This is a genomic window from Enterococcus sp. DIV0294 (assembly GCF_050558155.1).
Classification (GTDB): domain Bacteria; phylum Bacillota; class Bacilli; order Lactobacillales; family Enterococcaceae; genus Enterococcus; species Enterococcus faecalis.
Genome location: NZ_CP187889.1, coordinates 893,886 through 911,167, shown reverse-complemented (window position 1 = coordinate 911,167; position 17,282 = coordinate 893,886). Strand labels below are relative to the sequence as shown.

The 17,282-nt window shown below is 37.4% G+C and carries 12 protein-coding genes and 1 pseudogene; 4 read left to right on the top strand and 9 right to left on the bottom strand.

Annotated features, from left to right (window positions below; genetic code table 11):
• Positions 1 to 65: 65 nt before the first annotated feature.
• The 4 genes and pseudogenes from ndk to IGJ20_RS04525 form a co-directional block, all read right to left on the bottom strand.
• The gene (ndk, locus tag IGJ20_RS04540; RefSeq protein ID WP_002381321.1) at positions 66 to 476 is read right to left on the bottom strand and encodes a nucleoside-diphosphate kinase; all 411 of its coding nucleotides are present in this window, start codon (positions 474 to 476) and stop codon (positions 66 to 68) included.
• Positions 477 to 585: 109 nt separating this feature from the next.
• Positions 586 to 1,239 carry a DUF4767 domain-containing protein gene (locus IGJ20_RS04535; RefSeq protein ID WP_002358915.1) on the bottom strand — a complete coding sequence of 218 codons (654 nt, stop codon included), beginning with the start codon at positions 1,237 to 1,239 and terminating at the stop codon, positions 586 to 588.
• Positions 1,240 to 1,281: 42 nt separating this feature from the next.
• Complete coding sequence (locus tag IGJ20_RS04530) at positions 1,282 to 2,226, bottom strand: aminoglycoside phosphotransferase family protein (protein ID WP_002393453.1); 945 nt, start codon at positions 2,224 to 2,226, stop codon at positions 1,282 to 1,284.
• A gap of 79 nt (positions 2,227 to 2,305) precedes the next feature.
• Positions 2,306 to 4,555 (bottom strand): annotated as a pseudogene (locus tag IGJ20_RS04525) (amidase family protein).
• Between the two features lie 160 nt (positions 4,556 to 4,715).
• Here IGJ20_RS04525 and IGJ20_RS04520 point away from each other — a divergent pair.
• Positions 4,716 to 6,953 carry an ATP-binding cassette domain-containing protein gene (locus IGJ20_RS04520; protein WP_202522409.1) on the top strand — a complete coding sequence of 746 codons (2,238 nt, stop codon included), beginning with the start codon at positions 4,716 to 4,718 and terminating at the stop codon, positions 6,951 to 6,953.
• 168 nt (positions 6,954 to 7,121) lie between these two features.
• Here IGJ20_RS04520 and IGJ20_RS04515 read toward each other — a convergent pair whose 3' ends face one another.
• From IGJ20_RS04515 to IGJ20_RS04505, 3 genes are read right to left on the bottom strand one after another with little or no spacing between them, the layout of a single operon-like run.
• Positions 7,122 to 7,712, bottom strand: coding sequence for a 5'-methylthioadenosine/S-adenosylhomocysteine nucleosidase (locus IGJ20_RS04515; RefSeq protein WP_231414793.1), 591 nt, complete (start codon positions 7,710 to 7,712; stop codon positions 7,122 to 7,124).
• 16 nt (positions 7,713 to 7,728) lie between these two features.
• Positions 7,729 to 8,784, bottom strand: coding sequence for an endonuclease (locus IGJ20_RS04510; RefSeq protein WP_202522408.1), 1,056 nt, complete (start codon positions 8,782 to 8,784; stop codon positions 7,729 to 7,731).
• A gap of 22 nt (positions 8,785 to 8,806) precedes the next feature.
• Positions 8,807 to 9,391, bottom strand: coding sequence for a hypothetical protein (locus tag IGJ20_RS04505; RefSeq protein WP_202522407.1), 585 nt, complete (start codon positions 9,389 to 9,391; stop codon positions 8,807 to 8,809).
• A 176-nt stretch (positions 9,392 to 9,567) separates the two neighbouring features.
• Here IGJ20_RS04505 and IGJ20_RS04500 point away from each other — a divergent pair, with 176 nt between their 5' ends.
• Positions 9,568 to 10,302 (top strand): alpha/beta fold hydrolase, encoded by a 735-nt coding sequence (locus tag IGJ20_RS04500; RefSeq protein ID WP_002358908.1) that lies wholly within the window; start codon positions 9,568 to 9,570, stop codon positions 10,300 to 10,302.
• Positions 10,299 to 12,830: a bifunctional lysylphosphatidylglycerol flippase/synthetase MprF gene (mprF, locus tag IGJ20_RS04495; protein WP_202522406.1), complete on the top strand. Its 2,532-nt coding sequence runs from the start codon at positions 10,299 to 10,301 to the stop codon at positions 12,828 to 12,830. Before IGJ20_RS04500 ends, mprF begins: the two co-directional genes overlap by 4 nt.
• A 70-nt stretch (positions 12,831 to 12,900) precedes the next feature.
• On the opposite strand, the gene IGJ20_RS04490 is transcribed toward mprF, so the two are convergent.
• Positions 12,901 to 13,713 (bottom strand): pyruvate, water dikinase regulatory protein, encoded by an 813-nt coding sequence (locus tag IGJ20_RS04490; RefSeq protein ID WP_202522405.1) that lies wholly within the window; start codon positions 13,711 to 13,713, stop codon positions 12,901 to 12,903.
• A gap of 12 nt (positions 13,714 to 13,725) precedes the next feature.
• Positions 13,726 to 14,355, bottom strand: coding sequence for a helix-turn-helix transcriptional regulator (locus tag IGJ20_RS04485; protein WP_002355926.1), 630 nt, complete (start codon positions 14,353 to 14,355; stop codon positions 13,726 to 13,728).
• 169 nt (positions 14,356 to 14,524) lie between these two features.
• Here IGJ20_RS04485 and ppdK point away from each other — a divergent pair, with 169 nt between their 5' ends.
• On the top strand, positions 14,525 to 17,170 hold the full coding sequence (gene ppdK, locus IGJ20_RS04480; protein WP_002376207.1) for a pyruvate, phosphate dikinase: 2,646 nt from the start codon (positions 14,525 to 14,527) through the stop codon (positions 17,168 to 17,170).
• Positions 17,171 to 17,282: the final 112 nt, after the last annotated feature.

Here is a 17,282-nt window from a genome sequence, read left to right as displayed (position 1 = left end):
TCTGACAATTAATAAAAAAGAAACAATCCTTTATAAAAAATAAAGGATTGTTTCTTTTTTGCTGATTAACCAAAGAACCGTTGCATCTCAATTTTTGCTGATTGAACAGAATCAGAAGCATGGATTAAATTTTTGGTGACAGACAACCCATAATCCGCTCGTAAGGTGCCACTTTCAGCATCTAACGGATTCGTTGCTCCAACTAATTTACGCACTTTTTTAACCACATTGTCCCCTACAACGACCATCACAACCACTGGGCCACTTGTCATATAGGCTAATAATTCAGGGAAAAATAGTTCATCTTTTAAATGCTCATAGTGTTCCTTCACTGTTTCTACTGTTAGTCGTTCGAATTTAAGGTGCAATAAGTCAATACCTTTATCTTCAAAACGTTGAATGATTTTGCCAACTAACTTTCGTTCAACGCCATCTGGCTTAATAATTACTAAACTTGTTTCCTTCATTTTTTCCATCCCTTTCAAAACTTCCTTTTGCCCTTTCCCAAGGGGTAGCTACAGAATAAAATGAAAGCGGATACTTTGTCAATGATAAATTTTCTTTTCCTTTTGATTAAATAAAAAATTAAAGATTATTCACAAGGTTTGTGAATTGTTCTTTCAGTTCTGTATTACTTGTTTCTTTTAAAAACAAATAAGGTTGCTCTTCTGCTGGCTGTTCTTTACTCACATAAACTTTGGCTTCACCATTCACTAAAGTAAATAAATAGACATGCTTCTGGGCAACTTGTGTCGCACTGTCAGAGTATACTGCCACCAGACAATAACCCCCTTCGCTGCCTGTTTCTGACCAATTTAACCAAATGGGATTGTTCCCAATAGCTGGTTGTATTTTAGGTTCATAACTCAATAAATCATCAGGCACTTGAATCGTGTAAAAAGCTACAGAGTGACCTGGTTGGTACGCTTGATAGTTCTGATTGCGTTCTTGACCCCAGATTTCCATGTATTGTCCTAACTGTTTTGCTTTTTGCTGATTCCAAATCGTCCCTTCTTCTGTAACTAATTCAGTTAATTCTTGTGTTTGCGTTGTTTGCTCTAATTCCAACGCCGTGGTTTGACTAACTTCGGTTGCTGAAATTGCTCTTGTTTCTTCAGTATTTACATTGTTTGTTTGTACGGTTTGTACTTTCTGTGATTCCTCTTTCGATTTTTGCCAACCACAGCTAGATAAAACGCTTCCAACAACCGCTATCATAATAATCCCGTTTAGTTTCATTCCTTAAACTCCTGTTTTTATTTTTATTCTATCGAAATAAACCTAAAATCTCAATCCCTTTCTTTGGATAGTTGAAAACCATTTGGGAACTAGCAATTCTCCACAATTATAGTCCTCTAGTAATTGTTGGTATTGCTGTTCCATAGTCCTGATTTCTTTTTCACCAAAGCTCAGTGCCCAAACTAAAGAATAGAGTCCTGCGTGAAAAGTATAAAGCTTTTGAAACTGCCAAAATAAGGTAGGAACTTTCCCAGCAAAATAACCTTGTAATTGACCATAAGCAAACAATGGCGAAACATTTCTTGAAAAAAATTGTAACTTGTAAAATTCTTCATAAGGATCCCCAAAATCCCATCGATTAAAATCAATCACACCGACCTGCCTAGTTGGCAAGTAAATAAAATTTCCCACATGGAAATCTCCATGCTGATAAACCACAGGCCGTTGTTGCAATAACGGTAATTGTTTTTCTAAATATGAAATTATTGGCTGTTGGTACGGCATACAAAATTGAGATTCCTTATACTTATTTAGTTGGCTCTGCTTTTTTTCGTATAAATTTCGCGCAATCTCTCTTTGACTAATCCTTTCAGGCAACAAAAGCTTATGGATTTTGTTTAAATAGCGGCCTGCCTCTACGCCTAAGTTCAGTTGTCTTTTGGGAGAAAGAGCGGGTAAAACATCGCTTAAGTCTTCACCTTCTAGATACGTTAATAACATGTATCCTTGTTCACTTTCAGGAATAGGTGCACATAAAAAAGGTTTAGAACTGGGAAATCCTAACGCCGCTACTTTTTTGATAAATTGATATTCTTGTTGTTTGGCTAATAACTCTTCTTGTTGAAAAATTCGTAATAAAAAGGTTTCTTGATTTTTGGTAACTTTAAACTTTAAATCAGTTGACCAACCACGGTGAATAGCTTCAACTTTTTGCCATTGCTGAAACGCTGGAATCTTCTCAAACGCCCTCATTACTTTCGCCTCCATTTCCCTATTGGTTTTAGTATACCAAAGAAAAAAGGCTGGAGACAATTGGGGATAAATTGTCTCTAGCCTTCACTGGTTATCATTTTCTAGTTTTCCTTATATAAATCGTTCCACTCGTTACTAAGAAAGCTCCTCCTAAAACAATCCAGAAAGTACTAGGTACTTCTGCACCTGCTTTTGGTAATACTTTTTTGGGAAGCTGTTCTTGTTTCCCAATCATATTTTTATCAGAAAAAGCATGTGTACTTCCTGTTGATTTGGTTCCCTGATTTGCTGATGAATTCAGCGAATTATCTAAGGATGACTCACTAGTAGTTTTTCCAGCTTTGTCTGGGTTTTGGTTTTGATCTTTTCCTTCGATTGGTCCTTCACTTGTTTTTGTTTCTTTGTCTTTATCTGGTTTGCCACTTGTATCTAGTTCTTTATCTTTATCTGGTTCGCCACTTGCATCCGGCTCTTTGTCTTTTTCTGGTTCGCCACTTGCATCTGGGTCTTTATCTTTGTCTGGCTCGCCGCTTGCATTTGGGTCTTTGTCTTTTTCTGGTTCGCCACTTGCATCTGGTTCTTTGTCTTTGTCTGGTTCTTCTACATGTGGTTGATTTATCTTGTGGTTATTTTCAAATAAAGCACCTAATTGTAGCAACGTTCGGTCTTCATTTAATGCACTATTAAATTGAATCCCCAAAGGCAGTCCTTCTTTTGAAACGTAAGTTGGTACACTTAATGCTGGATGTCCAAATAAATTTGCTTGTTGTGTAAACGGTGTATATGTGAACGCCGTCAGCCATTGGTCATAAATCAATTGTTTTTGTTCTGCTGGTGACAATTGATCAATTCTTTCCATCTGCGCTGCATGTTCTGGCTTTAGTAACGGATTATCAATACTAGGTGCCGTGGCAGCCGTCGTTGGTGTTAATAAGATAGGATACTGTTGATAAAATTCGTCCATCGCTTGTGCTTGTAAAGCAATATCTGTCCAAGCCGCAGTTGTCTCTTCACTCGTTATATTTTTTCCTGTTTGAAAAAGCGCCCATGTTAACAGTTCTACATCATTTCGTTCAAGCGGTCTTTTCAATTTCTGCCGCGCCATAAAATCGGCAATTCCTGCTGAGCCAGCAGCTACAGTATAATAATTTTTCATTAGACGTTCCCCATCAACAGGGTGCTTCACTTCAACCAATGTGTACCCTTGGTCTTTTAAAAAAGCAACAGCTTCAGCGACCGCCTCTTTTGCTTCGGCACTTACAGGCGTTCCGGCAGGGGATTCTGTTGTATAAGCAATGGGTTGCGCTTGACTTAAATGTCCCGCAGGAAGATCTTTTTTGGTTAATAAGGTTTCAAATAATGCATTTGTATCCGCCACGGTTCGACTTAAACCAAAGTGAACAGTTTGACCTTTTGCACTATTAGAATTGCCAATGATTACTCCTCTAGAAGGTTTCAAACCTACGGTGCCTGTCCAAGAAGCAGGGATGCGGATAGAGCCACCAGCATCACTTCCAGAAGCAATGGGAACAAATGCCGCGGCGACACTAGCACCCGCTCCGCCTGAAGAACCACCTGAATAATGGTTAGGATTCCATGGATTGACGGAAACGCCATATAACTTTGAATCTGAAATATTCTTCCAACCTAATTCTGGATAATTCGTTTGACCAATGATTATGAATCCGGCATTTTGTAGTGCTTTGACAAAGGTCGATGTCCCACCAGCTACTTGATCTCGGAGAAAACCAAAACCGTTCGTGTTGCTTTCACCTTTCAAGGATTGTCCTAACCCTTTTAGTAAGAGCGGCACACCTAGAAATGGTTGACCTGTATCTGGTAAAGCTTTTGCTTCTGTCAAAGCCGCTTCTTCTCGTAAAGTAATGACCGCATTTAATGTAGGATTTTCACGTTTAGTGATGGCCAACGCAATTTTTACTAATTCTTCGCTCGTCACCTTTTTTTCTCTTACTAAAGTTGCTAACTCCAGTGCAGTTGCTTGTTTATAATCTGCTTCTGAAAAAACACTCTCTGCAGAAACAGCTTTTCCATCTGTATCACTATTTTGTATCTCATTTGTGGTTTCAGTAGTTACTGCAACCGCATTTCCGCTACTGCTTTCGGCGATTGCCGAAGAGGATTCTTTTTCCTGCATCACCGTTTGGCTAGTAGTTTCAGATTCCAAGTTAGCTACAGTCTAACTGGTTTCTGTTGTTACTGATTCCGTCTCTGTTTGAACGGTTGTTTCTAGTATACTTTCTTGTGCCAACATTGGTACCCCTACCAGTGTTTGGCTAATTAATAAAATAATCCCTAACTTTTTGAACAAAATCGACTTCTTCATAAGTCACATCCTTTATCTATTAATACAGTTAAAAAACTGTATTACTTATAGCATAAATGAAAGCGATTAAAAAGTAAAGTTCTCTTGAAAATTCCCATGTTCAACTTTTAGGCTAGGTTCTTTTTATATGCTAAAATAGAATAGAAACGGAGGTTTTTTAATGGAATGGATTGAAATTAAGCACGCAACACAAAATAATTTGAAGAATATCTCTGTCAATATCCCTAAAAAGCAACTAACTGTTGTTACTGGACTTTCGGGTTCAGGAAAGTCCTCCTTAGTATTTGACACATTAGCCGCTGAATCACGTCGTGAACTAAATGATACATTTAGTTCGTTTGTTCAAAATTACTTACCCAAATATGGTCGTCCAGAAGTTGAAAAAATCGAGAATCTTCCTGTTGCAATTGTCATTGACCAGAAAAAAGTAGCAGGTAATTCTCGTTCGACAGTGGGAACATACACAGATATTTATACGTTTTTACGTTTGCTGTTTTCACGAGCAGGTTCTCCATTTGTTGGTTATTCAGATACTTTTTCGTTTAATCATCCGGATGGAAAATGTCCAACATGCGATGGCTTAGGAAAGATTACCGAAATCAATCTTCATCAGCTAGTTGATTATGACAAATCATTAAACGAAGGGCCTATCGATTTCCCCACATTTACAGTTGGCAACTGGCGGTGGAAGCGTTATGCCCATAGTGGTCTATTTGATTTGGATAAAAAAATCAAAGACTATTCCCCTGAAGAGTTAGCATTATTTTTATATGCTCCACAACAAAAACTAGCTAATCCACCCAAAGAGTGGCCTCATACAGCTTTGTATGAAGGAATCGTCCCGCGCATGCAACGTAGCATATTGCATACAGACGAAGGCAAACGTCATCAAAAATACCTTAATCACTTTGTTACCGTAAAAAGATGTCCTGATTGTTTAGGAAGTAGAGTCAATGAACGTGTTCGTAGCTGCAAAATTAATCAGAAAAGTATTGCTGATGCTGTTGACATGCCACTCACTGAATTACATTCTTTTATTCGTTCAATGGACCTATACTTAATAAAAACTATTCAAGAAGAGCTACTTGTACGTCTAGAAGCATTAATTAATATCGGTCTCTCCTACCTCACATTAGGACGAGCAACTGAAACACTTTCTGGTGGTGAAGCACAGCGGATTAAAATTGCTAAGTATGTAAACAACGCCTTAAACGATATTATGTATATTTTAGATGAACCAAGTGCTGGCTTACATCCAAAGGACATCGAACGGATCAGTCGTGCATTGCTCAATTTAAAAAATAAAGGAAACACCGTGGTTCTCGTGGAACATAATCCACAATTAATTAGAGAAGCTGATTTTATCATCGATATAGGACCTTTCGCAGGCGAAAATGGTGGCCATGTCCAGTTTTCAGGAACGTATGACGCATTTTTAGCCTCCAAAACCTTGACTAGTCAAGCCCTTCAAGAGCCGCTCCCTTTAAACGACCAACCAAGAAAAGCAAGGAAGTCTTTAACAATCGAACATGCGACACTGCATAATTTAAACAATCTATCTGTCGAAGTTCCGTTAGGAGTTTTGACTGTTATTTGTGGGGTCGCCGGTTCAGGTAAATCATCATTAGCGGAAGAAATTTATCAAAAAGCCCAAGCTGATAACCAAGAAATTATTCATCTTTCACAAAAAAGCATTACCGCAAATTTACGATCCACACCAATGACCTATCTCAATATTTTTGATAAGGTCCGCAAACTGTTTGCGGAAGAAAATCATGTTAGTCCAGCTTTATTTAGCTATAATTCCAAAGGCGCCTGTCCTACTTGCAAGGGGAAAGGCATAATTGTCTCCGATATGTCTTTTATGGAGGATGTTACTAGTATTTGCGAAACCTGTCACGGAACGCGTTACAAAGAAGAGGTGCTTCATTATCTGTATAACGGAAAAAATATCGTTGAAGTACTAGCTTTAAGCGTTAAAGATGGCTATGATTTTTTCAAAGACCAGCCTTTTGCTCTTTCATTAAAAAATTTACTGGAAGTTGGCTTAAGCTACCTTAAACTCAATCAATCGCTCTCAACATTATCTGGTGGCGAATTGCAAAGGGTAAAATTAGCAGACACACTTCACCAAAAAAAAGCTATCTATTTAATGGATGAACCTACAGATGGCTTACACTTAATTAATATCCAACAAAGTCTTCAACTTTTCAATCGAATGGTAGAAGAAGGAAACAGCTTGATTTTATTAGAACATCACATTGATGTGATTAAAAGTGCCGACTGGTTGATTGAACTAGGTCCCGAAGGTGGAGAAAATGGCGGACAGCTTCTTTTTACAGGAACGCCAGCAAATATGCTAAATTCCACTCATTCTATTACTAAAGGCTATCTGTAAAATAATTGGAACAATAACAATGTTACTTTTATCCCCAATCTATATTACTTTTTAAGCTTGGAACAAAAATCTTTCTGGATTTTTGTTCCAAGCTCTTTCTTTTTTAATTTATATATGCACAGACCAATTCAAATACTTTTTCCATTGCCTGTGTTTGTGTATCTTCTGTTACTTTGACTGCGTTAGCATCCGCTCTATCGCAATAATTCTTATAGAAACAAAAGCACAATCATTTAAAAAGCAGCATTGTGCAATAGCTGCGGATTCCATATCCACACAATCAATAGAGAATTGTTCAATTAAGTTTCTTTTTTCAGTTGTGTCACAAACGAAGCCTTCTCCAGTTCCAAAACGAACACACTTTATCTTTTCACCTAGATGTTGAAGTTCGGCCAGCATTCCTTTATCTCCTTTATAGTACAGCTGATAAGGAAATTTATTGATTGACTGTCTTTCACGAATATCGTAATGGCAGTATTCCTCACCTAGCACCATCTCAAAGAGTTGCAGTTTTTCATTTAAACAGCCACAAATACCGATATTAATTAGTTGTTCTATTTGAAATGAATCAATAAGTATTTGACTATATAGCGTAGCATTCGTCTTTCCTTGTCCTGCACAAACCATAATGACTTGCGATGTTTTTTGTTCATAAATATAAAATGTATTTTTTGCTAGCTGTATCTTTCGTTGTGGTGGAAAATATTCCAATAATTTTTGAAGCTCTAAATCCATTGCGGCAATAATTCCTAATTTCATCTATCTCCTCCTTTTTCTATTTTAACCCAACTTCCATCTTCACAGGTTGGTGATCTGTATATTTAAATTGTTCGTCCTTTGTTTTCACGCTATGAACAGCCACATTATCAGAAACAATAAAACCATCAATTACATACACTTGGGATGTTTCATAAGAGCCAGTGTATGGCTTATTAAGCACCCGCACAGTCGGTTGTTGATCATCATAAGCAAGTGAAAAATGTTTAGGTAAGTCTGCAGGATCAATTTCTCCTGGTGCCCAACCAGCTTCACCTAGGTCAGGATATCGATGACTGCCTTTGAAAACTTGATTAAAGTCACCTCCAGCAATTACATAGTTTCCTTTAGCGTATTCTCGGGATAATACGTCAGCTAACTTTTTGCTTTGAGCAATCTTCCCTTCCCCATTGTCATAGGCTTCCAAATGTAAGTTAAAAACCACTAATTCTTTGTCTGTGCCTTTAATTGGAAAGCGCGTTTCTAGAAGCGCTCGTTTTAAGTTACTAATGCTAACGGGCCAACGAAAGGGATTGGGTAAAGCAATGCGTTTGGCCTCTGTTATTTTTTCATTTGATAATGTTAATAAACCACTTTCTACTCGTCCAATCGGCGGCCAAGGAATGGGCACATAATCTACCTTAAAGTTATAAGCAAATGCGCTGTTCAGCTGCAGCTGTTTTTGTAATTCTTGTTCTTGATTGACTTCATAAGAACGTTGCGAGCGACGGTCGACTTCTTGGAATAAGTAAATCATCGCTGGTAATTCTTTTAAAGTTCCTTCAATGCCTGTTAAATTCTGTTGGACCATTGCCTTATTAACTGGTTGGACAGTTTTGCCACCGTCCATAAAAAAATCTTCTGTTTGTCCTAGGCCGGCATAGCCTATGTTATACGTGACTAAAGAAATGGATTGCTTTTTTTCGATGGTTTGCTCTGAAAATTGTTTATTTATAGCAACTGGTTCAACCGCTCGTGGTCGAAACTCTCGGAAGGTTAAATATCCTATCAAAATTAAAGCTATGCTTAAAAGAAGGACCATCAAGCTACCGAGATATTTAAAAAACTTTTTCATTGATTCCGATGTTCCTTTCACATTATGTCAAACCAAAAGTAGCAATTATCTTCGTTGCTACTTCTTCTGGTGTCATGTTTGAATTATTTATTTTCGTTATTTTTACATTTGGAAATGTACTTTCTAGTTCGCCTTCGTGGCTTACTAATCGATGTTCTTTAAAGGTATTGAGTAATTCTTTTCGAGAAAAGTCGACATCGCGTTTTGAAGGTTTTGCCTCTAGCCGTTCTGGATGAACATTTCGTTCTAGGCGGATTGCTGTTGAAGAGACGAGTTCGACGAAATAGACGGCTTCATGTTTACTAAGAAAAATTTCTGATATTTCTTCTAAAAATTGAAAATCTTGTTCTTGATCAAAAGCAATCACCACTGTAAAAATAATGTTTTTTGTTGTATTTGTGGCTGGATTTTCGACAAAGGCATGAAAAAGTTCCTTTCTAACGGAATCAGACAATTGAAATGCACGTTCCGTATACCCAAGATAGTTTGCAAATAAGTCAATGGTTTGATGATTAAATAGTAATTTAGAATCTAACTGCTTTTCTAAAGCCTTGCCAACGGTCATTTTCCCGACAGCTTGGGCACCAATTAAAACGATTAAAGACATCAACTTTCCCTCCTCTAGTCTAATTTTTAGGTGGCTATCTTCTACTATATCACACTATATTACAACACCTTACAAAACTGTTCGGAAAATTTTCTGTTTTTTATTACAAAAAAAAGACAAAAGACTCTATAATGAGAGAGGACTCGATTGATTATAGATGAGATAGGTGACGGAGAATGGCAATAGAAAAATATTTTCAAACAATAGATGGCAGTCAAATTTTTTATCAAATTTTTGGCAAAGAAACAAATTACCCCCTTGTGTTACTTCATGGTAATGGCAATGATCATACTTTTTTTAATTATCAAATTTCTTATTTCTCAAAGGAGTATCAAGTTATTGCGGTGGATACCCGCGGACATGGACGTTCCACCAATACACAAAGTCAATTAACTTTTCCGCTTTTGGCAGAAGATTTAGCTGGTATTATTCAACAAGAACACTTAACAAAAATTAATTTATTGGGCTTTAGTGACGGAGCAAATATTGCCATGGTTTTTACCCATTTATATCCTGATTTCGTCAACAAACTCGTCTTAAATTCTGGAAATGTCACCATGTCTGGTCTGAAAAAATATGTAACGATTGCCACTTATTTTCAATATTGGTTTTGTCGTATTGGCGCCTTTTTTTCAAAAAAATTGCGCGCACGGCTCCCTATCGTGGCTCTGTTATTTGAAGATACTGGACTAACAAAACAAGATTTAGAACACATCCCCTGTCCTACTCTTGTTATTACTGGCAGTCGAGATTTAATTGCGCTTTCCCATTCACGGGCGATTGCTGATGCCATTCCTGCCGGCAAATTGGTCTTGGTAAATAAACAGGGTCATTTATTTGCCAAAAACTCACCAGATATTTTTAATAAAACAATCGAAAAATTCTTAAAGGAAATGAAGGTGTCTAAATGAAACAAATTATTCATTGGATCAAAACGCATACAGGATTACTAAAAACACTGTTTGTTATTGCGGTCTCAATTATTGTTGTTGCCCAACTTTTATCAATTGGTAAAACGATCTCATTTGAACAGTTAAAACAGATTTTTGATGAGATTCCGCTATGGAAATTGTTATTGATGATGGTTATCGGTTTAGTTTCCGTTACTCCGATGCTAAATTATGACTTAACATTAAATCGCATTTTAAACTTGAAAGTCTCAAAACGGGAACTCCTTGAATCTAGCTGGATTGTCAATACCATCAATAATATTGGTGGATTCGGTGGTTTGGTCAGCATGGGACTTCGTTCTGAATTTTATGGAAATAAAACAGAGGAAAAGAAAATTTTACCTGCGTTAACCCATATTTTACTTTTTGTGTTATCCGGTCTATCTATCTATAGTATTCTTTGCTTTTTCCTTGTTCAGTTTGATCCAAAGATGGCTTATTTACAGCAATATTGGATTTGGTTATTAGGTGGCGGTCTTTATTTCCCGTTACTTTATCTTATTTTACATTTCCAAAAAAATAGTTCCTTTGGTAACCTCGATGCAAAAAATCGCTTATCTTTAGTTGTTTCTTCGTTTTTAGAATGGACAGGTGTTTTAATTACCTTTATCAGTATTGGTTACTTATTAGATGTACCGATTCCTTTAATTGATATTGTTCCTTTATATGTAGCAGCTTCGATTATTGGGATTGCTTCGATGATTCCAGGGGCTTTAGGTAGTTTTGATGTCATGATGATTTTAGGACTGAGCAACTTAGGTGTCGATCGTGAAATTATTGTTTTGTGGTTATTGCTCTATCGTTTATTCTATTATATTATTCCTTTCTTAATTGGCTGTTTGTTCTTTACAAAACACTTAAGCCAAAAGTTGGATACTCACTATCGTCAATTGCTGAAACAAATTACTTTGGAAATTGCCCACAAGCTGGAAGTGGTTTTACTTTATTTTTCAGGAATTATGATGGTGCTCCTAGCCACTATTCCAGAAGCCTTCACTCAAGTGCATTGGTTAAGAGATATTAACCCCTTCCGTTCACATATTATTATTCAAATTCCGAGTATTGTTTTAGGCTTTGCATTATTAATTATGGGACGTGGGATTGCTGATCGTGTTAAAAGAGCCTATTATCCAACGATTATTTTATTAATTGGTGCTATCTTGTATTCATTTATTGTTGACTTTAGTATGTTTTCCATTTTCTATTTAGCTATTTTATTATTTATCGTTATTTTTTCAAAATCAGAATTGTACCGTGAACAACTGGTTTACTCTTGGGAGTGGATGACGATTGATGGGTTTATCTTTGGCTTGTTGACCTTGTTATACTTGGTAATTGGTGTTTATAATTTACCGAACTTCCCACACCATCGTCATCATTTTGTGGAATTTTTCTTGTTCCCTTCCGAACGGATCTGGTTGTCAGGATTTATCGCTATCCTCTTAGTTATGAGTTTTAACTTTCTATTTGTTCGCTACCTTCAAGGGAAAAAACACCAAGTTGGTGAGTTTCCAGAAGATAGTATCTTGCATAATATCTTAACAACTTATGGCGGGAATATTGACAGTGAACTTGTCTTTCTTCATGATAAACAGGTTTTCTTATATCCCAAAGAAGAACCGACTGTCTTTTTACAATTCAACACCATTAATAATAAATGCGTTGTGATGGGCAACCCTTCTGGGAACAAAGAAGATTTTCCTGCGGCGATTGATGCATTCCTTAAAGAAACAGATCGTTTCGGCTATGTACCCGTCTTTTACGAAACCAATGAGGACAGCGTGATGTTACTACACGAATATGGCTACGAATTTATCAAAATGGGCGAAGAAGCCTTAGTTAATCTAGAAACATTTACGATGTCTGGGAAAAAATTCAAAGGTACCCGCGCAGTGTTTAATAAAATTACCAAAGCCGGCTATTCATTTGACGTACTCCAACCTCCTTTTAGTGCCGAACAAATGCACGAATTAAAAGCTATTTCGGATAGTTGGTTAGACAATCGAAAAGAAAAAGGCTTTTCACTAGGATTTTTCGATGAAGCGTATCTTCAAAGAAACCCAATTGCTGTTGTCCGAAATGCTGAAGGAGAAATGGTCTCTTTCGCTAATATCATTCCTAGTTACACAAATGAAGTTGGTACCATCGACTTGATGCGTCACCATAAAGAAAAAGCCCCTTCTGGAAGTATGGATTTCCTATTTATTCATTTATTTGAATATATGAAAACAGAAAATATTCATTATTTCAATTTAGGGATGGCTCCGTTAGCCAACGTTGGTCAATCAAGAAAAAGTTTTATTCAAGAACGGATTGCTGCGTTAATTTATGAATTTGGTTCAGAAATCTACTCCTTCCAAGGATTACGCGAATACAAGGAAAAATTTGCTAGCAAATGGCAACCACGCTATACACTTTATTCTAAAAGTAGTTGGATTGTCTACGTGATGATCGCTTTACTCATTGTCGATCAAAAAAATATTGACTAACAAAAAGAAGCCCAATTAAGTATAAAAAGCTTGGCAACTTCACTGAAATTTAGTGAGGTTGCCAAGCTTTTTAATTTCTTTCATCTAGTTTTTCTTTAATTAAAAAGGCTGTTTCTTCGACAGATTTTGCGGTTACATCAATCACTGGGATACCATACTTCGCAAAAATTTCTTCGGCATAGGCTAATTCTTGTTCAATCCGTTCAACATTGGTATAACTGGTCTCATTACCTAAACCTAAGGAAGCCAACCGACTGCTACGAATCTGTCCTAATGTTTCTGGCGAACAAACTAAACCAATCATTTTTTGTGGATCCATTTCTTCCAAAATTGGCGGCAATGGAACTTCTGGAATTAATGGTAAGTTAGAAACGCGGTAGCCTTGATTCGCTAAATACATACTGACTGGCGTTTTTGAGGTCCGCGAAACGCCTAACAACAATATATCAGAATCAAGAAACCCTTGAGGATTTTTGCCATCATCATATTTTACAGCAAATTCAATCGCTGAGATTTTATCAAAATAGGCACGATCTAGTTGGTGGCGTCGTCCAGGCTCTTCAATAGGATCTACTCCGGCTTTCGCTTGAATTAATTCAAAAAATGGCGCCATTAAATCTAAATATAACAACCCTGTTCGTTCACTAAATTCTTTCGCCGCTGTGATTAGTTGTTTACTGACTAATGTACTGACAACTAAGGCTTTATCTTTTAAGGCATCTTTTAAAATCTCCAATAATTCTTCTTCTGTTGTGACAAAAGAAAAATTGTATCGATTAAGAAAAGAAATATCTGGATATTGTGCGCTTGCTGCAGATAACAATTTTTGTGATGTTTCTCCAAGTGAATCGGAAATAGTATAAACAATGATCTCTTTTTTCATAATTAAGCTCCCTTATCTATTTTGTGCGGCTTCTTTCGCTTGTTGCGTAATATAGGTTAAAATTTTCGTTTTCGTAATTTTTCCAATAACTTTTTTAGGATTTTCTTTTTCAACGACTGGCAAAGAATCCACTTCGTATTTTTGCAAAGTGTCAGCAGCTTCAAGAATAGTAAATTCTGGTGTGCAGGTTTTCACATGTGGCACTCTTGTCATACAAACAGCAACAGGTGTGCCATCAATATTTGTATTTAAAGAGGCCCGTAATAAATCTTTTCGTGACAAAACCCCTAATAATTCTTTTGCTTCATCCATGACATAAAGAGAACCGACATCATACATAAATAAGTTGGTAATCGCATCTCGAATTGAGGTGTCTTGGGCAACCATCAATGGTGGACTCATGATCTCCTGAACTTTTGTTTGAAAAACATCAAAAAAGAAAAAAGCCTCCATATTATCACTTTCGTAAGTATACCCAACTTTCGGACTTGCTTTTAAAATTCCTGAAAGTGTTAAAAAAGACAAATCAGAACGCAATGTCGCACGTGAAACGGCTAGTATGTCCGAAATGCGTTCACCACTAACTGGCTGATGCTCTTTTACAACAGCGATAATTTGCTCTTGTCGTTTACTTAATTTCATCATTTCCTCCTCAATTCCTCTTAAACAAATTGTGCATTCGCTTACAATTATACACATATTTATTGTTTTTTCAACATATTGACAAGAAACTTTTTCTATTGACAAACTTATTTCCGTCCATTATGATGTTTATTGAACATATAAGACACATATTAAACGGAGGTCACGCATGAAAAAGTTTATTTATTCTTTTAACGAAACACACAATGAAGGTAAAGAGACTCTTGGTGGTAAAGGGGCAAACTTGGCAGAAATGACACGCTTAGGTTTGCCGATTCCACAAGGATTCACGATTACAACCCGTTGCTGTATGGACTATTTGGCAGATGCTACTTTCTTTGAAGAACACTTACAATCAGAAATTTTGAAAGCGGTTAAAAATCTAGAAACTGAAACAGGCAAATCTTTTACCGCGGACAATGAGATTCTCTTAGTTTCCGTTCGCAGCGGTGCTGCCTTCTCGATGCCTGGTATGATGGATACTATTTTAAATTTAGGTTTAAATGATCAACGTGTGAAAAAATTTGCGACCTTAACCTCTCCTGGTTTTGCTTTTGACTGTTATCGCCGACTTATTCAAATGTTTGGAGACGTCGTCTATCACATTCCCAAAGAATTATTTGACCAACAAAAAGAGCGCTTGGAACAAGAGCTAAACAAAAAAATTACCGCTTTTCAAGAAGCAGATCATTTCGCCTTGATTGTCCGCTACCAAGAAGTTTTTGAACAACATCATGTGGTCTTCCCGCAAGACCCTGTCGCACAACTTTTTGAAGCAATCAAAGCTGTTTTTGATTCATGGAATAATCAACGTGCGGTGGTTTATCGAAACTTACATCATATTGCACATGATTTAGGTACAGCTGTCAACATTCAAGAAATGGTTTTCGGCAATCGTGGACTAGACAGTGGCACTGGCGTTGTCTTTACTAGAAATCCGGTCACAGGGGAAAATCAACTGTTTGGAGAGTTTCTTTTGAACGCGCAAGGAGAAGATGTAGTGGCTGGTATTCGGACGCCAGAACCCATTCGTCGTTTACGTTTGACTATGCCAAAAGTTTATCAAGATTTTCGCCATTACGCAGAACTTTTAGAATATCATTATCGTGACATGCAAGATATTGAATTTACCATTGAAAATGAAAAATTATATATTTTACAAACAAGAAACGGGAAACGAACCGCCGCAGCTACGGTTAAAATTGCTTTAGACTTAGCCAAAGAAAATCGTATTACTAAACAAGAAGCACTGTTGCGTGTGACACCTGATACGATTGATCAATTAATTCATCCCGTGTTTGATCAAGAGAAACGACAACACATGGAACGCTTAGCTATGGGACTTCCTGCTAGTCCTGGTGCAGCAAGTGGCCAAATTGTTTTTACAGCAGAAAAAGCCAAAGAACTGACCAATCTAGGAAAGAAAGTCATTCTTGTTCGTCAAGAAACTTCACCAGAAGATATTGAAGGCATGGTTGTAAGCGAAGCAATTGTGACCAGTCGTGGCGGAATGACTTCTCATGCCGCTGTGGTCGCACGAGGAATGGGAACTTGCTGTGTGACTGGTTGTGAAAGTTTAACCGTCAATGAAGAAACCAAACAACTACACTGCGGGCCACAGGTCATCTTAGAAGGAACAATCATTTCCGTCGATGGCTCAACGGGGGAAATTTATCTTGGCGAAATTCCTACAATTTCTGCTGATAATAACGATGACCTTCAAGAGCTCTTGTCTTGGGCAGATGCGTATGCTGATTTAACTGTTCGTGCCAATGCAGAAACTACACAAGATTTAGAGACTGCTATCCGTTTTGGCGCAGCGGGGATTGGTTTAGCGCGAACAGAGCATATGTTTTTCGGTGAAGAGCGTGTCTTGGAAATGCGTCGCCTGATTTTAGCAGAGTCTGAAAAGGAAGCAACCTATGCGTTGGAGCAACTTCTTCATTTTCAACAGGAAGACTTTTATCAAATGCTGAAAGTAGTTCAAGACAAGCCCATGGTGGTCCGCTTGTTAGATCCGCCGATGCATGAGTTTTTACCTCATGAAAAGAATGATATTCAATTATTGGCGAAGCAACTACAACGGTTCCCAGTGACCATCGCCAAACAAATTGAACGGTTACAAGAAACCAATCCAATGTTGGGCCATCGTGGTTGTCGTTTAGGTGTGACCCAACCACAAATATACAAAATGCAAGTTACAGCCTTATTTACTAGTGCCATTCGATTAGTCAAAGAAGGAATTACTGTTTATCCAGAAGTGATGATTCCTCTAATCGCCGAAAAAGAAGAACTTCTCTATCTCAAACGCATTTTAAAAGAAACGATTGACGGTCTCTTTGAAGAACATAAAATGACTCCTTTCCCTTACGAAATCGGGACAATGATTGAACTACCTAGAGCTTGTCTGATTGCGGATCAGTTAGCAGAAGAAGCAGACTTTTTCAGCTTTGGAACAAATGATTTAACACAAATGACCTATGGTTTTTCTCGTGATGATATCGGTAAATTCATTAATACGTATCGGGAAAAGAAAATCATTACCCAAGATCCGTTTCAATCATTAGATCAAACAGGTGTTGGTCAACTGATTCAATTAGCTGTAGAGAAAGCGCGTCGCACTAAACCAAACATGAGTATCGGCGTATGTGGAGAAGTCGGTGGTGATCCGCAATCCATCACGTTTTTCCAAACACTTGGCCTAAACTACATCTCTTGCTCACCTTATCGGGTACCTATTGCGAAACTCGCAGCTGCCCAAGCCAAAATTTTAACCGAACCGGCTGTGACTGAAGAACAAATGGTCCTTCTTTAATTTAACGTGTGTAACAAATGATTCATCCTTACAAGATAAAAAGTGCTAGGAACATCAGTCGAAACGATTGATGTTCCTAGCACTAAATTTTAAGATCAATGATTGCACTCTG

Excerpts from the sequence above, each read along its gene's own strand:
- ndk (WP_002381321.1), bottom strand. The coding sequence starts at position 476 with ATGGAAAAAATGAAGGAAACAAGTTTAGTAATTATTAAGCCAGATGGC.
- IGJ20_RS04535 (WP_002358915.1), bottom strand. The coding sequence starts at position 1,239 with ATGAAACTAAACGGGATTATTATGATAGCGGTTGTTGGAAGCGTTTTA.
- IGJ20_RS04530 (WP_002393453.1), bottom strand. The coding sequence starts at position 2,226 with ATGGAGGCGAAAGTAATGAGGGCGTTTGAGAAGATTCCAGCGTTTCAG.
- IGJ20_RS04520 (WP_202522409.1), top strand. The coding sequence starts at position 4,716 with ATGGAATGGATTGAAATTAAGCACGCAACACAAAATAATTTGAAGAAT.
- IGJ20_RS04515 (WP_231414793.1), bottom strand. The coding sequence starts at position 7,712 with ATGAAATTAGGAATTATTGCCGCAATGGATTTAGAGCTTCAAAAATTA.
- IGJ20_RS04510 (WP_202522408.1), bottom strand. The coding sequence starts at position 8,784 with ATGAAAAAGTTTTTTAAATATCTCGGTAGCTTGATGGTCCTTCTTTTA.
- IGJ20_RS04505 (WP_202522407.1), bottom strand. The coding sequence starts at position 9,391 with ATGTCTTTAATCGTTTTAATTGGTGCCCAAGCTGTCGGGAAAATGACC.
- IGJ20_RS04500 (WP_002358908.1), top strand. The coding sequence starts at position 9,568 with ATGGCAATAGAAAAATATTTTCAAACAATAGATGGCAGTCAAATTTTT.
- mprF (WP_202522406.1), top strand. The coding sequence starts at position 10,299 with ATGAAACAAATTATTCATTGGATCAAAACGCATACAGGATTACTAAAA.
- IGJ20_RS04490 (WP_202522405.1), bottom strand. The coding sequence starts at position 13,713 with ATGAAAAAAGAGATCATTGTTTATACTATTTCCGATTCACTTGGAGAA.
- IGJ20_RS04485 (WP_002355926.1), bottom strand. The coding sequence starts at position 14,355 with ATGAAATTAAGTAAACGACAAGAGCAAATTATCGCTGTTGTAAAAGAG.
- ppdK (WP_002376207.1), top strand. The coding sequence starts at position 14,525 with ATGAAAAAGTTTATTTATTCTTTTAACGAAACACACAATGAAGGTAAA.